Raw genomic sequence first — 18,984 nt, 5'->3', positions numbered from 1 at the left:
GTGCCGCCTCTCTGAACTACGGTGCAATGCCAGCGAATTGTGCACCACTGCGGCAGTGCTCCGGATTGCGCACGATGTCAGAGCAGGTGATTAACGGTTCATGATGTTGACGCCACCAGCTCCCTGAGGGGCTGGTAGCTCACCCAGGCGGCCAGATCGGACCCGAACCGCCCGCGGGTCAGGGCCGCGGCGCGGTGGTCGATGGGCACCGGCTTCCCGGCGGCCCGGGCGATCAGCTGCACCTGCGCGGCCCGCTCCGCCTCGATGAACCACCAGACCGCGGCGTCCACCGAGTCCCCCACGGTCAGCAGCCCCCGGTTGCGCAGGACCAGTGCCTTGTACGGGCCGAGCGCGAGCGCGGTCCGCTCCGGTTCGTCGGCCCCGGAGTACTCGTCGAGGAGCGCGTGGTCCTCGTAGAAGGCACAGGCCTCCTCGGTGATCGGGGCCAGCAGCTCGCCCAGGGCCGCGAGGGCCCGGCCGTACGGGCCCTGCGCGCGGACGACGGCGACCACCTCGGGGCGCCGGCGGTGGATCGCCGCGTGCACGGCGAAGGCCAGCTGGTTGACCCGGCGCCCGCCCCGGACCACCCGGCCGTCGCCGTCGACCAGCAGCAGGTCGTCGGCGGTGAGCGCGGTGAAGGCCCGGCCGAAGGGGTTCACCCAGTAGCAGTCCTCGAACTCGGGGTCCCGTGCGGTGATCTGCCCCGCCACCCCGTCCTCGTACCCGAGGCGGCCCAGCAGCCGCAGTGCCTCGGCGAGCCGCTCCTTGCGGTGGGCGCGCGCCGCGTCGGCGGTGTCGTGCACGGGCGGCATCTCGAAGCCGAGCCGCTCCACGGGCACGGGTACGGGCTGGTCCGGCATGGGCGCTCCTTCGAACGGCTCGGTTCGCCGCGCAAGGTACCCGGGGCCCTGCCAAGTGGCCAGAGGAACGGCGAAGCCGCCGCCCGCTGGTGCGGGGCGGCGGCTTCACGGCGTTCCGGGTGGGACCGGGTGGGACTACTCCCACTCGATGGTGCCCGGGGGCTTGCTCGTGCAGTCGAGGACCACCCGGTTCACCTCCGGCACCTCGTTGGTGATGCGGGTCGAGATCCGGGCGAGCACCTCGTACGGCATGCGCGTCCAGTCCGCGGTCATCGCGTCCTCGGAGGAGACGGGGCGCAGCACGATCGGGTGGCCGTAGGTGCGGCCGTCACCCTGGACGCCGACGCTGCGGACGTCCGCGAGCAGGACGACCGGGCACTGCCAGATCTCGCGGTCGAGGCCGGCCGCGGTCAGCTCGTGGCGGGCGATGGCGTCGGCCTCGCGGAGCAGGTCCAGGCGCTCCTTGGTGACCTCGCCGACGATGCGGATGCCGAGGCCGGGGCCCGGGAAGGGCTGGCGCTGGACGATCTCGTCGGGCAGGCCGAGCTCCTGGCCGACCATCCGGACCTCGTCCTTGAACAGCTGGCGCAGCGGCTCGACGAGCTCGAACTCGATGTCGTCGGGGAGCCCGCCCACGTTGTGGTGGGACTTGATGTTGGCGGTGCCGGTGCCGCCGCCGGACTCGACGACGTCCGGGTACAGGGTGCCCTGCACGAGGAAGGCGACCGCGGGGCCGTCCTCCTGGAGGATCTCCAGCTGGGCCTGCTCGAAGACGCGGATGAACTCGCGGCCGATGATCTTGCGCTTGGTCTCCGGGTCGGAGACGCCGGCCAGCGCGGTCAGGAAGCGCTCCTGCGCGTCGACGACCTTCAGCTGCACGCCGGTCGCGGCGACGAAGTCCTTCTCGACCTGCTCGGTCTCGCCCTTGCGCATCAGGCCGTGGTCGACGTAGACGCAGGTCAGCTGCGAGCCGATGGCCTTCTGCACGAGGGCCGCGGCGACGGCGGAGTCGACGCCGCCGGAGAGGCCGCAGATGGCGCGCTTGTCGCCGACCTGCTCGCGGATCGCCGCGATCTGCTCCTCGACGATGTTGCCGGTGGTCCAGGTGGGGGCGAGGCCCGCGCCGCGGTAGAGGAAGTGCTCCAGGATCTGCTGGCCGTGCGTGGAGTGCATCACCTCGGGGTGGTACTGCACGCCGTACAGCTTCTTCTCGTCGTTCTCGAAGGCCGCGACCGGGACGACGTTCGTCGACGCGGTGACGGTGAAGCCCTCGGGGGCGGCGGAGCAGGCGTCGCCGTGGGACATCCACACCGACTGGTTGTCGGGGGTGCCCTCGAAGAGGGTGGAGCCGGCCTTGGAGACGGCCAGCGGGGTGCGGCCGTACTCGCGGGCGCCGGTGTTGTCGACGGTGCCACCGAGGGTGACCGCCATCAGCTGGAAGCCGTAGCACATGCCGAAGACGGGGACGCCGGCCTCGAAGATCGCACGGTCGAGCTGCGGGGCGCCCTCCTCGTACACGGAGGACGGACCGCCGGAGAGGATGATCGCCTTGGGGTTCTTGGCCAGCATCTCGTCGACGGGCATCGAGCTCGGCACGATCTCGCTGTAGACCCGTGCTTCGCGGACGCGGCGGGCGATGAGCTGGGCGTACTGGGCGCCGAAGTCGACGACGAGAACCGTGTCCGGGGCGCTGTCGTGGGCGGCGGAGGGTGCTTCTGGCACGGGGCGGCCTTCCGGCGGAAGAGGTGGCTGTTTTGTCGATTCTAACGGGGGACGCCGGGCCCTCTTCGTCTCACCATCCGAATCGGCTTGGCCCGGGGGCGGGAGGAAGGTAATAATCCCCTCCATGCGCAAGCAGCTGAGCTTCGTCTTTACCTATGGCACCGGTCGGTCCGGTCGCCATGGGTCCTCGTGATGCTCGCTTGAGCCACTGACTTCCCGGAAGCGCCCCGGTCCGACAGGACCGGGGCGCTTGCGCGTTTCCGCTCCTGCCGGCACGACACGACCCACAGGAGAGAACGCCATGACCACGATCACCACCACCCCCGAGCAGCTGATCGCCGACTCCCGTGCGCGCATCGACGCCCTCGACGACCGGATCATCGGGCTGATCCAGGAGCGGATGGCCGTCTCGACGGTCATCCAGGACGCGCGGATCGCGTCCGGAGGGCGCCGGGTGCACCTGTCGCGCGAGATGGAGGTGCTGTCCCACTGGAGCGATGCGCTCGGAAAGCCCGGGACCGCCCTCGCCATGACCCTGCTGGAACTGTGCCGGGGGCGCGTGTGACGGCTGTTCGTCACCCGTCCGGACCGTGACCGGCCCCGGGGCCCTTCGTTGGTGAGGGTGTCCGCGTCAGCCAGCCGCGGAACCGCAACACCACGCGTGGATCCGCTGGAGCGATGAGACGCACGCCCCGTGGAGCGTGCGTCGTGGGACCTCGCTCCTTCGCGTGACCGGACGGCAGGGGACAGCAGCCCGGTCACCCCGTAGAGGACGGCCGGCCCAGGGGACGCCCCGGGCCGGCCGTTCTGCGTCGTCGGGCGTTACGCGTGCCCGCCCGCCTTGCGGCGGAACGCCAGGAACAGCCCGCCGCCGACGGCCAGGAGCACCGCGCCGCCGAGCGCGATCGCCTGGGCGGAGCTGCCGGTGGAGGCCAGGCCGCCGTTCGGCGTGACACCCGTGCCGGTGGCCGAGGCGCTCGGCGTCGCAGTCGCGGTGGGCGTCGCGGAGCCGGTCGGGGCCGGCGTGGCCGAGGTGGTGGGGGTTGTGGTCGGGGCCGGTCCGGTGTCCTTCGCGTTGATCACGAAGGCCGCCTTGTCGTTGGCGTGGTTCGGGTCCCAGCGCTGGCCCGTGGTGCCCTCCGGCGTCCACTGGCCGACCGTGATCGCGCCCTTGGCGTCGGCCACGACCTTCTCGATCTTCAGCTGGAACGGGTAGGTGAAGGTCTCCTTCTCCCCGACGACATGGCCGGTGGAGCAGAAGTAGCGCGGCGCGCCCAGGGTCTGGTCGCGGTGGGTGCCGTCGGCGTTGACCCCCGTGCAGCCGGCCGGGACCTTCGTGACCTTCGCACCCGCCGGGATCACGATGTCGGTACGGGCCACGGCCTCGTGGGAGCGCAGGTAGGCGACCCACGCGGGGCCGTCGTTGCGGAAGCCGAAGTCGGCGGTGACCGTCTCGCCGGCCTTGCCCTTGAGGGACACGCCCGTCGCCACCAGGTCGGCGGTGTTGCGCGTCGCGAAGTCGAACTCCTGGATGTTGTCCCAGGGGTCGAGGTCCGCCGGCTGCTGGGCGGACCGGGCCGCGGCCTTGGGTGCCTGCTTCGCCGCGGCCAGCTTGGTGCGGGCGGCCGCGGGCGCGCGGTTCTTCGCCGCCTTCGGCTGGTCGCCGGCCGCGTACACCGCGTAGGTCAGGCCGTCGATGAAGGCGTGCGGGGCGGCCTTGAGGGTCAGCGGGCCGTCGACGCCGTAGACCGCGCCGGGCTCGTACTCGCCTTCCAGCAGGCACTGCACCGTGGTCCAGCCCGTGGTCCACGGCCGGCCGGAGCCGGTGTCGTCGGAGTAGGAGCAGTTGTCGTACTGCTCGACCAGGTCGATGCCGTGCGTGGTGCGCATTTCGAGCACCACGCCGTTGACGGGGTCGGTGCCCTCGTTGGCGAAGATGATCGACAGGTTCTGCCGGTCGCCCGGCTTCTGATCCGCCTTCAGCCGGGCCCGCTCCAGCACCAGGTCGGGGCCGCCGACGCGCACCTTGGTGGTGGCGGACCTGAAGGTGGCGCCTTCCGCCGCGCCGGTGACCGTCAGGTCGGCGCTCGCGCCGGCCTTGCTGTCCTTGGCCGCGCTGAGGTCCAGCTTCACGACGGCGCTGTCGCCCGTCCACAGGGCCCAGCGCTTGCAGGTCACGGCCGCGGCCGTGAGCGTGCAGTCCGCGCCCTTCTCCTTCGCGAGCGCCACGTCGGCGACGCCCTTGAGGCCGCTCAGGTCGATCGTGAACGTGCTCTGGCGGTCGAACGTCTTGGCCGAGTCGTTGACGATCCGGAACTCCACCGAGGTCTTCTGCGGCTCACCGCTCTGCCCGGGGTGCGGGCGCAGACCGATCCCGGCCGGTCCGGCCAGGGTGAAGACGGGGTCCGCGGCGTGTGCGGGAGTGGTGGCCGGCCCCAGGGCCACGAGGGCGCCGGCTGCCAGCAACGAGATGCGCTTTCTCATGAAGCCGTTGACTGTCGAACATCAGTCGCAGTTGCACACTTCACCGTGTGATCGACGCCACAGCCCGGCACGGCGGATTCCGGTACAACCATCAAGGCTGAACATCTGTCACGTATGTACCGCGGTGGGTACCGCGCTCGGAGGGGGAGCGCGGTACCCACCGCTGTCACACCAGCGGTTCCGGATTCCTCACGGCCGGCGCGGCGGAACCTCCGGGACCGCCATGAACGGCAGCCGCAGCGCGCCGAAGGCCTCCTTCGGCACCGCCGGACGGACCGGCTCCACCGCGTCCAGGCGCACGTACGCGGCCCCCTGCTCGGGCCGCGGGTCCCGCTCGCCGTTGTTCGGCCAGTACGACATCGCCCGTTCCGCTTGCGCGGTGATCGTCAGCGACGGGTTCACCCCGAGGTTCGCGGAGACGGCCGAGCCGTCCACCACCGAGATGCCCGGGTGCCCGTAGAGCCGGTGGTACGGGTCCACGACCCCCTCGTCGGGCGAGGCGCCGATCGGGCAGCCCCCCAGGAAGTGCGCGGTCAGCGGGGTCCCCATCAGCTCGCCGATGTTGCTGCCCGGGAAGCCGTTGATCTCCTCGGCCAGCAGGGTCGCGGCCTGCGTGGCCTCCGCGATCTGGACCGGGTTCGGGGCGCCGTGGCCCTGGCGGGCCGTGAGCAGGCCCTTCCCGATCCCGCCGGGCTTGCGGTACGTGGTCAGCGAGTTGTCCAGCGACTGCATGACCAGGCCGATGATGGTCCGCTCCGACCAGCGCCGGTTGGACAGCGAACGCGCCAGCTGCACCGGGTGCCGCACGGTCCGGCCGAGCCAGGCACGGACCCGGTGCTTGCTGTGGGGGACCTGGAGGACGGTCATGAACCCCATGGCGTTGGAGCCCCGTCCGTAGCGGACGGGCTCGATGTGGGTGTCGGCGTTGGGGTGTACGGAGGAGGTGATCGCCACGCCCCGGGTGAAGTCGGCGCGGCGGTCGCCTCCGTGCCGCTTGCGGTAGCGGCGGTCGTCGGTCTGCGCGCCGACCAGGCCCTCGGAGTTGGTCCGGGTCAGTTCCCCGAGCCGGTGCGAGAGGCGCGGGAGCTCGCCGCGGTCCTTCATCGTGTGCAGCAGGGTCTGCGTGCCGTAGGTGCCCGCCGCGACGACGACGTACCGGGCGCGCAGCACCTTCGCCCGGCCCCGGCGGCGGCCGTCGGTGGGGACGGTGCGGACGCGGTAGCCGCCCCCGGGGTGGTCGGAGAGCGCGGTGACGGTGGTCATCGGGTGGATGACGGCGCCGGCGCGCTCGGCGAGGTGCAGGTAGTTCTCGTTCAGGGTGTTCTTCGCGCCGTGCCGGCAGCCGGTCATGCACTCGCCGCATTCCGTGCAGGCCTTGCGGGCGGGGCCGGCGCCGCCGAAGTACGGGTCGGGGACCTCGTCCCCGGGCCGGACCCCGGGCTGGCCCTCGCCGTCGTCGCCGTCGCCGAAGAAGACGCCGACCGGGGCCATGTGGAAGGTGTCCGCGACGCCCATCTTCTCGGCGGTCGCCTTGAGGTGGACGTCGGAGGGGGTCATGGTCGGGTTGAGGCGCACCCCGAGCATCCGCTTGGCCTGCTCGTAGTAGGGGGTGAGCTCCTCGCGCCAGTCGGTGATGGAGGCCCACTGCCGGTCCTCGAAGAAGGCGGTGGGCGGCACGTACAGCGTGTTGGCGTAGTTGAGCGAGCCGCCGCCGACACCGGCGCCCGCGAGCACCATCACGTTGCCGAGCAGGTGGATCCGCTGGATCCCGTACAGCCCGAGGGCCGGGGCCCACAGGTAGTTGCGCAGGTCCCAGCTGTTCTTCGGCAGGCTCTCGCGGGTGAAGCGGCGTCCGGCCTCCAGGACGCCGACCCGGTAGCCCTTCTCGGTCAGGCGCAGCGCGGCGACCGATCCGCCGAAGCCCGATCCGATGACGATGACGTCGTAGTCGTAGGAATCAGATGCCGACTCGGACTCAGACACGGTGCTGCTCCCTAGCGGAGTCGGAGGGCCTTCATGACCTTGAGGCTGCGGGTCATGAACGCCGCGTACTTCTCGTCGTCCATGCCCAGCGAGGGCGCCATCGGGAGCAGTCGCTGGTGGGCGACGGTCTGGGCCTCGGTGTACTTGAGGATGCCCTCGGAGCCGTGGCGGCGGCCGAGGCCGGAGTCCTTCATGCCGCCCATCGGGGCCTGGGCGCTGCCGTAGGCGGGGGCGTAGCCCTCGTTGATGTTGACGGTGCCGGTGCGCAGGCGGGCGGCGACGGCGTGGCCGCGGCGGGCGTCCTTGGTCCAGACACTGGAGTTCAGGCCGTACGCGGTGGCGTTGGCCTCGGCGATGGCCCGGTCCTCGTCGGTGAAGCGGTAGATCGAGACGACGGGGCCGAAGGTCTCCTCGCCGCACACCGCCATGGGGGCCTCGACGCCGTCCAGGATGGTGGGCTCGTAGAAGAGCGGGCCGATGTCGGGGCGGGCGGTGCCGCCGGCGACGAGGGTGGCGCCCTTGGCCACGGCTTCGTCCACGTGCCGCTGTACGGTCTCCAGCTGGCGCTCGCCGACCAGGGAGCCCATGTCGGCGCCGTAGGCGAGGGAGGCGCCGAGCCGCATGGCCTTCGTACGGGCGGCGAACCGCTCCACGAAGGCGTCGGCGATCGAGGCGTGGACGTAGAGCCGCTCGATGGAGATGCAGAGCTGTCCGGCGGAGGAGAAACAGGCGCGGACGGCGCCCGCGGCGGCCTTCTCGATGTCGGCGTCGTGCAGCACGAGCATGGCGTTCTTGCCGCCGAGTTCGAGGGAGACCCCGACGAGGCGGTCTGCGGCGCCCCGGGCGACCTCGCGGCCGGTGCGGGTGGAGCCGGTGAAGGAGACGTAGTCCGCGTGCCGGACCACCTCGGGGCCGACGACGGGGCCCTCGCCGAGCACGATCTGGAACACCTCGGCGGGCAGGCCGGCCTCGATCAGCAGGTCGCGGGCCCACAGGGCGGTCAGCGCGGTCTCGGTGTCGGGCTTCATGACGAGCGCGTTGCCCGCCACGAAGGCGGGCAGGGCGTCGCCGACGGACAGTTCGAGGGGGTAGTTCCAGGGGGCGATCTGGCCGACGACCCCGCGGGGCTGGCGCAGTTCGGTGACCTTGGTGAGGGTGGGCATGGCGCCGGTGTGGCCCTTGGGGCGCAGGTAGCCGGGGGCCTTGCGCCCGTAGTGGCGGGCCGAGACGGCGACCGCCTGGACCTCCTCGTGCGCGTGCAGGCGGGCCTTGCCGGTCTCCAGCTGGATCAGGTCGAGTACCTCGGCCTGCCGGTCGAGGACCAGGTCGTGGAAGCGCAGCAGGACCGCCGCCCGCTTGGCGACGGGGACCGCCGCCCACGCGGGCTGGGCGGCGCGGGCCCGGTCGAAGGCCTCGGCCACGTCCTCGGGGGTGGCCTCCGGGAGCTCTGCCAGCCGGTCCCCGGTGAAGGGGGTGTGGTTGGCGGTGCGGCCGGATCCGATCACTCCGCGGGTCAGCCGGGCGACCAGGTCGGGGGTCACCACGTCGGCGGCGGTGCGGGCACCGGCCGGGGCCGGGGCGACCGGGTTGGTGGGCTCCGGTGCGGTCCGGAGGGGGGCGGCGGGGGCCTGCGAGTCCGTCATGCCGGTGAGCGTATTGCGCCGGACAGCCTTTGGGTACCCGCCGGTAACCGGATTTTGCCATTTCCGCCAGCGATCGCTGGCAGGGTGCCGGAATCAGGCCCGACCAAGGCCCGATCAGGGCTCGGCGGGCGGCTCCCAGCCGCTGAGCACGATGTCGAACTGCTGGCGGGTCGTGTTCCAGTCCGCGGTGGGGCCCGACATGTAGATCGCGTACTCGGTGTCGTCCGGGGCGATGTACATCTGCTCGATCGCCCGGCGCGGTCCGGCGTGCGTGCCCTTCTCGGTCCAGCTGAAGTCCCAGAGCGCGGCCCGGGTGCTGTCCCGGAAGGTGTTCTGGTTCAGCCGCTCCTTCTTGTAGTCCAGCCGCTTCTGCACCTGCTTCTCCAGGTCGAGCAGGTGCGCGTACGGGTTCGGGTAGTCCGGGCTGGGGTCGGCGGCGATCCGGATGAAGTGCTTCCCGTTGTCCGGGGTGTAGTCGATCTGGTCGCCGTCCATCTGGCGCGTCCAGCCCTCCGGGACGAAGAGGCTGAAGCCCGTCGGATCGGTCACCTTGGTCCAGCCCGCCGGGGGGCCCGCCGAGGTGGCCACCTTGTCCGGGGCCTCGTCCTTCCCCGTGTCCCCGGTGTACTTGAGCACCCCGAACACACCGCCGCCGCCGAGCAGCGCCGCCACCAGGGCCACGACCACGGCCCGTCCCCGCCAGCCCCGGGCCGGGTCGGAGGTGGTCGTGGTGGTCGCCGCGGGCACCAGGGGCTCCGCCGGCGCGGCCGTCGGCGCGGGCTCCGCCGGCACAACCGGCACTTCGAACCGTTCCTGCGCCGGGGCCAGTTCCTCCGGTGTCACCGCGCGCGTGGGCACGTACGCCTGCGCGGCCTTCGGCTCGCGGCCCTCCATCGCCTCCAGCAGCATCCGCTCGGCCTCCTCGGCCGAGGGGCGCTCCGTCGGATCCTTGCGCAGCAGGGCCGTGATGATCGGACCCAGCGCCCCGGCCTGGCGCAGCGCCGGCGGCTCGTCGTTGACCACGGCCTGCAGGCTGGAGATGGGCGACGTACGGCGGAACGGGGAGCGGGCCTCCACCGCCGTGTAGAGGGTGGCTCCCAGCGACCACAGGTCGGAGGACGGGTCCGGGATGCCACCGGTGACCCGCTCGGGCGCGAGGTAGTCGATGGAGCCGACGATCTCACCGGTGCGCGTGATGGACGAGTCGCCCTCGATCGCGGCGATCCCGAAGTCCGTGAGCAAGACCCGGCCGTCCTTGGCCAGCAGCACGTTGCCCGGTTTCACGTCGCGGTGCAGCACGCCGACCGCGTGCGCGGCGCGCAGCGCGCCCAGCACGTGCAGGCCGATCCGGGCCGCCTCGCGGGGCTCGATCCGCCCTGCCGCCTTGGCCGCGTCCGCGAGGGAGGGCCCGTCGATGTACTCCATGACGATCCACGGCCGGTCGTCGTGCTCCAGGACGTCGTGGACGGTGACGACCGCCGGGTGCTGGATCCGGGCCGCGGCCCGGGCCTCCTTCTGGGTCCGGGCGTGCATGACGTCCCGGTCGGCCTGGGCGACGTACAGACCCGCCGTCAGTTCCTTGACGGCGACGGTCCTGTGGAGCAGCTCGTCATGCGCACGCCACACCTTGCCCATGCCGCCCCGGCCGATCGGCTCGACGAGCCGGTACCGGCCCGCCAACACGGCGCCCCCACCTGTCTGCTGTTCCACGAAATCCCGCCGCTCTCTGCACTTCAGGCCAGATTACGGAGCCCGGAGGGGCTGCCGGAACCGCCCGGGCGCCGAAAGACGGCACTGTGACGCAATCGCCGTACTGATCAGTCGTCAGTATCCGTTCAACCGCCCGCCTTGTAACTCGCCGTGGCCTTCTCGAAGACCTCGGTGACCTTGGACTGTTCGTCCTCCGGACCGGTGACCAGGACGACGTGGTAGCTGCCGCCCAGCGCCACGACGAAGTTGCGGGCGAAGACGTTGCGGCCGGTCCCGTCGATCCACGTGTACCGGCCCGTCGCGCGCAACTGCTGGCCCACCTTGGTGGTCTTCACATCGCCGACGGTCGACCAGGTGGACGTCCGGTACGGGGTCAGCTCCGGCTCCTTGTCCTTCTGGTACGCCGCCGGGTCCGGATTGCCCTGGACCTTGTCGCGGCCGGGGACGACGGTCAGCACGAACTGCCCGTCGGTGTACCGGACCTGACCGGATTCATTGATTCCGCGGCGCTCCCAGCCGTCGGGCACCGCGATCTCGAAGTGCTCCGGGTCCTGCTGGGTGGTGTAACCGGCCGGGGCGGGTGCCGGGGCCGCCGGTGATTCGGCGGGCGCCGTCGTCTGCGGGGCGGGCTTGGACTCGGGCGTGCCCGAAGGGACTTGAGAGGGGCTCGGCTTCGCCGGCGCCTGCGCGGTGCTGCCCCGGGCATCGCCCGCGGGCTCCTGGTCGGCGGACCGGGGCAGGAACAGCATCGCGTACGCCACCCCGCCGGCGAGGAGGACCAGGATCCCGACGAGCAGGCTCCGGCCGAGGGCGCGCGGCTTGCGGGGGCCCGCGGGGTTGCGGTGGCGGCCGTGGACCTCACCTCGGCGGCGTACGACGGGCAGCCGCGCCGGATCCGGCTCCGGCATCGGAAGCGCACCGAACCCGGCGTCCGGCTCGGGCGCGGACCGGACGAGCGACCGCAGCCAGCCGCGGAGCTCCTCGAAGTCGGGCCGCTCGGTGGGGTCCTGGCGCAGCAGCGACTCCACGACCGGGCGCAGCGCCCCGCACTCCTCCGCGAAGGCGGGCGGCTCCGCGCAGACCATCTCGACCAGCTCGGCGACGCTGTCCTCCGGGTACGGGGCGTGCCCCTGCACGGCGCGGTAGAGCAGCGCGCCGAGCGCCCAGAGGTCGGTGGCGGGCCCGACGGGGGCCGCGAGCTGCCAGTGCCCGTGCACGGGGCCGGCCTGCTCGGGGGCCCACCGCTCGGTGACGGCCCCGACGACGGCCATCCGGGTCTGCCGCGCACGCTCGGCGTCCAGGCCGGTCCGCGGGCCGGACCAGCCGTTGCCGGCGGGCTGTGGCCGGTCGGGGGCGGCCGGGGCCGGGACATCGGCCTGCCGGTAACCCTGGGGCAGGGCGAGTTGGGCGGGCAGGGCGGTGCGCTCGGGCGGTGCCTGCGGTGCCTGCTCGGCATCGGGAGCGGGTTCGGGATCGGGATCGGGTCGGTACTCGGGCTGGGGGTCGGGTACGAGCTCCGGCTCCGGCTCCGGCTCCGGCTCCGTTTCCGGGGCGGTCGCGGGAAGCTCCGCCCGGCGGGGGGTCGCGCCGTGCCATGGGGCGGCGCCGGTCTCCGGGCCGCCGTACGGGTACGAGTACCCCTGCGGGAGGGTCGACCCCTCGGGGCGGCGCTCCGGCGGCGCACCGGCCTCGATCTCGGCCGTCGCAGCCCGGCGCTCCTCGATCACCCGGGCGGCGGCCGCCCGCGCCCCGGCCCGGTAGGCGGCGATGGCCCCGGCCCGCGCGGCGGCCTGCGGGTCGGGACGGTCCTGCGGACGGCCGGGGGTGATGTGATCGGTGTACCGCGGCCCGGTGTCGTACCCGGGGGCCACGAGCGGCGCGTACGCGACGTCCACCGGACCGGCGGCGGCCGGAGCGGGGTCCGGCACCGGATCCGGGGCCGGAGTCGACACCGGAGTCGACACCGGGGCTGTGGCTGTGGCCGTACCCCACCCCGCCGCTCCGCCGTCGGTGTCCTCGGCGCTCGGGACGGGGTCGTACCCGCACAGGGCCTCCTCCGCCGCGCCGGCCGCGAGGCCCGTCAGCACGACGCGCCCGTCCTCGCACACCAGCACCGTCCGGACGGTGATGTTCCGGTGCGTCCAGCCGTGCGCGTGCAGCACCCTCAGTGCGGTCAGTACGTCCGAGGCCACCTCGGCGGCCCGGTAGGGGCTCAGCGGTTCATCGGCTATCAGCGCGGCCAGCGGCCGGGCCGGGACCAGTTCGCTCACTATCCACAGCGACTCGCCCTCGGCGAACACGTCGAAGACCTGGTCCAGCCGCGGATGGTCCGGGATCGAAGCCGCGGCCTGCGCCGCTTCGATGGCGCGGCGCACGGCCGGCAGATCGGCGGGCGAGCGGCGCGCCGCCGGAACGGCCCGCGGCCCGTCCAGCAGCTCGGCGTCCACGACCTCCGGCAACGGCACCTGCCGTACCAGGACTTCCTGCCCGCTGCGGGTGTCAAAGGCGCGGGTCTCTATCAGTTCGTACTCGTCGGACGGCGGCAGGGGCAGGCGGTAGCGGCCGGCCAGGATCCGGCCCGCATACTCCTCCACTTCGCCTCCCCCGAGTGCGGCGGGCTCCCCATGGCCCCTCCGACACGATACGTCGCCGGGGCCGCCCGCGTCCCGAGGTCAGCCGAGCGGCTGGAAGGTCTCGAAGGCGACGTTGCGCATCTGCGTGCACTCGGGGCCGTCCCACTGGTCGGCGGCACAGCTGATCATGATGGCGTAGCCGTGCGTCGCGTCCAGCTTGAAGCCGCGGTTGAGCACACGGACCTTGATGCCCTTCTGCTCCCGCTCGAACTCCCAGTCCGCGACGGTCGGGTAGCCCCGGTAGTCGACCAGGTCGATCCGGATCTGGTGGTATCCCTTGCTGTCGCTGGCCACGCCGGGAACCGACTTGACCCAGGCGATGCGCGCGTCGTCGCCCGGCTTGCTGGTGTAGTCGACCTGGATCCTGGGGAAGCCGCCGCTTTCACGGGCGTAGATGCCGCCGGAGTTGTCGCCGGCTATGGCGATCTGCTTGAAGCCCTCGGGCATCGCCATCGAGAAGTGGAACCCGAACTCCTGGATCATGGCGTATCCCGCCGGGACCGCGCCGCCGGCCCCACCTGACGTGGCGCCCTGGCCTTGGCCCGCGCCCGGGCTCTGCTGGCCCTGGCCCGGCTGCCCGCCGGTGGCGGCGCCGGTACCGGTACTGGTACCGGCACTGCCGCTGCCGGCCGTCTCCCCCGTGTTCCCCGAGGGCTTCGGAGAGGTCTCCCCGGTCCCGCCGCTGCCGCTGCCGCCGCCGCTGCCCGGGTCCTTCGGGGCCGAGGCCGCCGGAGTGGGCTTGCCGTTGCCGCCCTTGCTCTCGTCCTTGGTGTCCTTGTCGTCGCCGCTGAAGGCGTAGGCGATGAGCGAGCCGACGACCGCCAGCACCACGACCACGGCCGCCGCCGCGAGCACGATGGTGCGGCGCTGCATGACGTCCGTGAGCGGAGCCTTGACGGGGGACGGCTTGGACTTCGGCGGCTCCGCGGCGGAGACGGCCGTGGTGGCGGCCGCGGCCGTCGCCGCCTTGCGGGCGGCCTTCAGCGCGGCGCGGGCGCGTTCGCGCTGCTCGCGCTCGCGCCGCTCGCGTTCCTTCTTCGCCGCCCGCTCGGCCGCCTTCTCCGCCTTGTCCGCGGCGGCCTTCTCCACGGCGTCCTTGGCGTCGGCCAGCGATATCTGCCGGGTCTCCTCGGCCGCCGGAGCCGCTACCGGGGCCGGCTCGGGCTCGGGTGCCGCGAGGACGGCGCCCAGCATCGCCCGGGTGCGGGCGTCGTCGAGCCGGTGTATCGGGTCCTTGGCGAGCAGGCCGTAGATGACCTCGGTCAGCGGGCCGGCGTTCTTCGGCGGGTCCACCGGCTCGGTCATCACCGCGGTGAGCGTGGCGAGCGCGGATCCCTTGTCGTACGGGGGCACTCCCTCGACGGAGGCGTACAGCAGACCGCCGAGCGACCACATGTCGGCGGGCGGGCCGGGCTTGTGGCCACGGGCGCGCTCGGGAGAGATGTAGGAGGGGGCACCGACGAGCATGCCGGTGGAGGTGACGGAGGGGTCGCCCTCGACCTGCGCGATGCCGAAGTCGGTCAGGACGACACGGCCGTTGCCGGCGATGAGCACGTTCGACGGCTTCACGTCGCGGTGCAGGATGCCCTGGCCGTGCGCGGCGCGCAGCACGTCGAGCACCGCGAGGCCCACCTCGGCCGCGCGGTGCGGGGTGAGGGGGCCGTTCTCACGTATGAACTCGGCGAGCGAGGGGCCCTCGATGAGTTCCATGACGATCCACGGCCGGCCGTCCTCGTCGACGACGTCGTAGACGGTGACGGCGCCGCCGCTGCGGATCCGGGCGATGGCCTTGGCCTCGCGGAGGGTACGGGTGATGAGGCGTCGCTTCTCGTCCTCGTCGACCCCGGTGCTGAAGCGGAGCTCCTTGACGGCGACGGTCCGGCCCAGCGTCTCGTCCTGGGCCCGCCAGACGGTACCCATCCCGCCCTTGCCGAGCACGGCCCCCAGCCGGTACCGCCCGGCCAGCAACCGCCCCTTGTCCTCCCCGCCCGCGGCGGCCTTGGCCGCCGCGGCCTTGACGGCGGCGGCCATGGCATCGGCCTTCTCGACGACGGGATTCCCCGCGGGCTTCGCAGCCGGCTCGGCGCCGACGGCCTTGCTCAACCCGGGCTTCGGCGCTGCGGACTTCTCGTCGCCGGGCGCCGGCTTCGCCGCGGGCGCAGCGTCAGCCACGGGCTCGGCCTCCGCAGCCTTCGCGGCAACCGGCCCGGCGGCCTTGCCCGGCCCGGCCCCGGCAGCCGCGGGCACGGCGTCGGCCGGCCCGGCCCCGGCGGGCTTCGCCACGGGCTTGCCCAGCACCGGCTTCGCCCCGGACCCGGCATCAGCCGGCCCGGCCCCGGCGGGCTTCGCCACGGGCTTGCCCAGCACCGGCTTCGCCTCGGACGCGGCATCAGCCGACTCGGCCCCGGCCTGCTTCGCCGCAGGCGCAGCGTCAGCCACCGGCCCGGCATCCGCGGGCGCAGCCACAGCCTTCTCACTGCCGGGCTTCGCCGCAGGCGACCCCGCAGGTGAAGCCGCGGCGCCGGCCCCGGACTTCTCACTGCTGGGCTTCGCCGCAGGCGACCCGGCAGGCGACCCGGCAGGCGACTCGGTGTGCTCCGGCTTCGACATGCGTCCCCTCTGCGATCGTGCCGCTGCTCCGCCTGCCCCAGCGGCTGAGCGACCCGGCGGCCGGGGCCCGCTGTAACCCGCCCCGGCAGAACCCTCATTCTTCCTCACTCCGCAACGGACGGGCGCCCCGGGTCTACGGTTCCCCCTTCCGCATCCCGGAGTTACAACGGAACGATGTCGGGCGCCCCCAGCCGCGCCGCGTCCGCCGTCTGGTCGTCCGGCTGGCGCTGCGACTCCCGCTCCGCCTGGACCCGCTTCTCGTAGTGCTCCACTTCCTTCTCGATCTGCCGCTCGTCCCACCCCAGCACCGGCGCCATCAACTCCGCGCACTCCCGGGCCGACCGCGTCCCCCGGTCGAAGGTCTCGATCGAGATCCGTGTCCGCCGCGTCAGTACGTCGTCCAGGTGCCGGGCTCCTTCGTGCGAGGCCGCGTACACGATCTCCGCCCTCAGGTAGTCGTCCGCCCCGGAGACCGGTTCGCGCAGTCCCGGATCGGCGGCCATCAGGTCCAGCAGTTCTTCCGTCAGGGACCCGAAGCGGTTCAACAGGTGCTCCACCCGCACCACATGAAGCCCCGTCCGGGCCGCGATCCGCGCCCGCCCGTTCCACAGCGCCCGGTATCCCTCCGCCCCCACCAGCGGCACGTCCTCCGTCACGCATTCCGCCACCCGCTGGTCCAGGCCGTGCACGGCCTCGTCGACCGCATCCTTGGCCATCACCCGGTACGTCGTGTACTTGCCCCCGGCGACCACCACCAGCCCCGGCACCGGATGCGCCACCGTGTGCTCGCGCGACAGCTTGCTCGTCGCGTCCGACTCCCCGGCCAGCAGCGGCCGCAGGCCCGCGTACACGCCCTGGACGTCGTCGCGCGTGAGCGGCACCGCCAGCACCGAGTTCACGTGCTCCAGCAGGTAGTCGATGTCCGCGCTCGACGCCGCCGGGTGCGCCTTGTCCAGGTCCCAGTCGGTGTCCGTGGTCCCCACGATCCAGTGCCGGCCCCACGGGATGACGAACAGCACCGACTTCTCGGTCCGCAGGATCAGTCCGGTGCTCGAATGGATCCGGTCCTTCGGTACGACCAGATGGATGCCCTTCGAGGCCCGGACGTGGAACTGGCCGCGCTCCCCGATCAGCGCCTGGGTGTCGTCCGTCCACACCCCCGTCGCGTTCACGACCTGCTTCGCGCGGATCTCGTACTCCCCGGTCGCCCCCCGCCCCCCTTCCACGTCCCGCACCCGCACGCCGACCACCCGTTCGCCCTCACGCAGGAAGCCGACGGCCCTCGCCCGATTGGCGCAGTGCGCCCCGTACGCGGCGGCCGTCCGCACGAGCGTGGCGACGTAGCGCGCGTCGTCCATCTGGGCGTCGTAGTACTGCAGGGCCCCCACCAGCGCGTCCTTGCGGAGCGCCGGCGCCACCCGCAGTGCGCGCCCCCGCGACAGGTGCCGGTGCACGGGCAGGCCGCGCCCGTGGCCGCTGGAGACCGACATCGCGTCGTACAGCGCGACGCCCGCGCCGGCGTAGAGCCGCTCCCAGCCCTTGTGCTGCAGCGGGTACAGGAAGGGCACCGGCTTCACCAGGTGCGGGGCGAGGCGCTCCAGCAGCAGGCCGCGCTCCTTCAGCGCCTCGCGCACGAGGGCGAAGTCGAGCATCTCCAGGTACCGCAGGCCGCCGTGGATCAGCTTGCTGGAGCGGCTGGAGGTGCCCGAGGCCCAGTCGCGCGCCTCCACCAGGCCGGTCGACAGGCCGCGTGTCACGGCGTCGAGCGCGGTGCCGGCGCCCACCACGCCCGCGCCCACCACCAGCACGTCCAGTTCCCGCTCGGCCATCCGGGTGAGGGCCTCGGCCCGCTGCACCGGCCCCAGTGTCGCTGTCCTCACGGCTGCCTCCCGTTGGTGCGGGTGAGATCCCGCTCACATGCCCCGTTCCACGATTCTGACCGCCCGCACCCACATCAGCCACCGCCTGTGGACAACACAACGGTGGCGTTCACTCCAGAATGCGACATATCTGTCATATATAAGCCTAGTCTGACATTGCGCCAGCTCCCCTGTCCCCCGGAGAACTTGCGCGGCAGCCCCCTCATGTCAGGGAAGGGACGGCACCCCCATGCCCGCAGATCTCGCCGTCATCGGACTCGGCCATCTCGGCCTCCCGCTCGCCCAGGCGGCCGTCGCCGCCGGAATCGAGACGGTCGGCTACGACAGCGGTCCGGTCACGGACTCCACCCTCACCGCCGCCGAGATCCGCCGCATGTCGGCGGCCGGCTTCCGGGTCACCACCAACCCCGCCGAGCTCGGCCGGGTCCGCACGGCCGTCATCTGCGCCCCCACCCAGCTCGGCGCCGACCGCGCGCTGGACCTCTCCGCCGTCGGCGAGGCCGGCCGCGCGCTCGCCGCCCGGCTGCGCCCCCACACCACCGTGATCCTCGAATCCGCCGCCCACCCGGGTGTCACCGAGGACTACCTCCGCCCGATCCTCGAAGCCGGATCCGGGCTGCGGGCGGGCCGCGACTTCCACCTGGCCTACTCCCCCAGCCGCCACGACCCGGGCAACCGCACCCACGGCATCTCCAACACCCCCAAGGTGATCGGCGGCCTCACCCCCGCCTGCACGGAGTCCGCGCACGCCTTCTACGCCCGCCTCACCGAGAAGGTGGTCCGCGCCCGCGGCCTGCGCGAGGCCGAGACCGTACAGCTCCTCGAAACGAACTACCGCCACGTCAACATCGCCCTCATGAACGAGATGGCGGTGCTCTGCCACGACCTCGGCGTCGACCTGTGGGACGTCATCCGCTGTGCCGAGACCAAGCCGTACGGGTTCCAGGCCTTCCGCCCCGGCCCGGGCGTCGGCGGCCACGGCGTCCCCCTCGACCCGAACTACCTCCCCCACACCACGCGCACCCCCGGCCACCCCCTGCGCATGGTCGGCCTGGCACAGGAGATCAACAACCGGATGCCGCAGTACGTCATCCAGCGCTCGGCCACCCTGCTGAACGAGCACGGCAAATCCGCCCGCGGGGCCCGCGTCCTGCTCCTCGGCGTCACCTACAAGCCCGACCTGGCAGACCAGGAGGGCTCCCCGGCCCGCGAGATCGCCAGCCGCCTCCTCGATCTGGGCGCGCTGATCAGCTACCACGACCCGTACATCACGGGCTGGCGGGTCAGGGACCAGCCGGTCCCCCGCGCCGAGTCGCTCTACGAGGCCGCCGCGAACGCGGACCTGACCATCCTGCTCCAGCACCACCGCACCTACGACCTGCAGGGCCTCGCCGTGAAGGCCCAGCTGCTCCTGGACACCCGCGGCGCCAGCCCCGTGGGCGCGGCCCACCGCCTCTGA

General features: G+C 72.8%; 11 protein-coding genes. 2 read left to right on the top strand and 9 right to left on the bottom strand.

Annotation, left to right across the window (positions count from 1 at the left end):
- Positions 1-98 precede the first annotated feature (98 nt).
- A complete protein-coding gene (locus JYK04_RS25760) occupies positions 99-860 on the bottom strand; it encodes a class II aldolase/adducin family protein (protein WP_189733266.1) in 762 nt (253 codons plus the stop codon).
- Positions 861-995: 135 nt separating this feature from the next.
- Positions 996-2,582, bottom strand: a complete 1,587-nt coding sequence (gene guaA / locus JYK04_RS25755; protein ID WP_189733268.1) for a glutamine-hydrolyzing GMP synthase — start codon at positions 2,580-2,582, stop codon at positions 996-998.
- A gap of 301 nt (positions 2,583-2,883) precedes the next feature.
- Between guaA and JYK04_RS25750 the strand changes: the two genes are divergently transcribed.
- On the top strand, positions 2,884-3,147 hold the full coding sequence (locus JYK04_RS25750; protein ID WP_030011742.1) for a chorismate mutase: 264 nt from the start codon (positions 2,884-2,886) through the stop codon (positions 3,145-3,147).
- A 257-nt stretch (positions 3,148-3,404) separates the two neighbouring features.
- Here JYK04_RS25750 and JYK04_RS25745 read toward each other — a convergent pair whose 3' ends face one another.
- The 7 genes from JYK04_RS25745 to JYK04_RS25715 form a co-directional block, all read right to left on the bottom strand.
- Positions 3,405-5,066 (bottom strand): LPXTG cell wall anchor domain-containing protein, encoded by a 1,662-nt coding sequence (locus tag JYK04_RS25745; RefSeq protein WP_189733270.1) that lies wholly within the window; start codon positions 5,064-5,066, stop codon positions 3,405-3,407.
- Positions 5,067-5,255: 189 nt separating this feature from the next.
- Positions 5,256-7,049, bottom strand: coding sequence for a GMC oxidoreductase (locus JYK04_RS25740; RefSeq protein ID WP_189733272.1), 1,794 nt, complete (start codon positions 7,047-7,049; stop codon positions 5,256-5,258).
- 11 nt (positions 7,050-7,060) lie between these two features.
- The gene (locus tag JYK04_RS25735) at positions 7,061-8,692 is read right to left on the bottom strand and encodes a succinic semialdehyde dehydrogenase (RefSeq protein WP_189733274.1); all 1,632 of its coding nucleotides are present in this window, start codon (positions 8,690-8,692) and stop codon (positions 7,061-7,063) included.
- Positions 8,693-8,806: 114 nt separating this feature from the next.
- Positions 8,807-10,402: a serine/threonine-protein kinase gene (locus JYK04_RS25730; protein WP_189733276.1), complete on the bottom strand. Its 1,596-nt coding sequence runs from the start codon at positions 10,400-10,402 to the stop codon at positions 8,807-8,809.
- A 125-nt stretch (positions 10,403-10,527) separates the two neighbouring features.
- Complete coding sequence (locus JYK04_RS25725; protein WP_189733278.1) at positions 10,528-12,996, bottom strand: protein kinase; 2,469 nt, start codon at positions 12,994-12,996, stop codon at positions 10,528-10,530.
- Between the two features lie 78 nt (positions 12,997-13,074).
- Positions 13,075-15,474, bottom strand: a complete 2,400-nt coding sequence (locus tag JYK04_RS25720) for a serine/threonine-protein kinase (RefSeq protein ID WP_229874978.1) — start codon at positions 15,472-15,474, stop codon at positions 13,075-13,077.
- A gap of 332 nt (positions 15,475-15,806) precedes the next feature.
- Positions 15,807-17,525, bottom strand: coding sequence for a glycerol-3-phosphate dehydrogenase/oxidase (locus JYK04_RS25715; protein ID WP_189733280.1), 1,719 nt, complete (start codon positions 17,523-17,525; stop codon positions 15,807-15,809).
- Positions 17,526-17,754: 229 nt separating this feature from the next.
- Here JYK04_RS25715 and JYK04_RS25710 point away from each other — a divergent pair, with 229 nt between their 5' ends.
- The gene (locus JYK04_RS25710) at positions 17,755-18,984 is read left to right on the top strand and encodes a nucleotide sugar dehydrogenase (protein ID WP_030011446.1); all 1,230 of its coding nucleotides are present in this window, start codon (positions 17,755-17,757) and stop codon (positions 18,982-18,984) included.

Origin of the sequence: Streptomyces nojiriensis (assembly GCF_017639205.1) — a bacterium.
Taxonomy (GTDB): Bacteria; Actinomycetota; Actinomycetes; order Streptomycetales; family Streptomycetaceae; genus Streptomyces; species Streptomyces nojiriensis.
Note: the sequence above shows the minus strand (reverse complement) of the source record. Positions and strands in the feature narration are given on the sequence as shown.

What these genes read in the sequence shown, in the direction of transcription:
- JYK04_RS25760 (WP_189733266.1), bottom strand. Translation starts at nt 860, where the DNA reads ATGCCGGACCAGCCCGTACCCGTGCCCGTGGAGCGGCTCGGCTTCGAG.
- JYK04_RS25750 (WP_030011742.1), top strand. Translation starts at nt 2,884, where the DNA reads ATGACCACGATCACCACCACCCCCGAGCAGCTGATCGCCGACTCCCGT.
- JYK04_RS25745 (WP_189733270.1), bottom strand. Translation starts at nt 5,066, where the DNA reads ATGAGAAAGCGCATCTCGTTGCTGGCAGCCGGCGCCCTCGTGGCCCTG.
- JYK04_RS25735 (WP_189733274.1), bottom strand. Translation starts at nt 8,692, where the DNA reads ATGACGGACTCGCAGGCCCCCGCCGCCCCCCTCCGGACCGCACCGGAG.
- JYK04_RS25710 (WP_030011446.1), top strand. Translation starts at nt 17,755, where the DNA reads ATGCCCGCAGATCTCGCCGTCATCGGACTCGGCCATCTCGGCCTCCCG.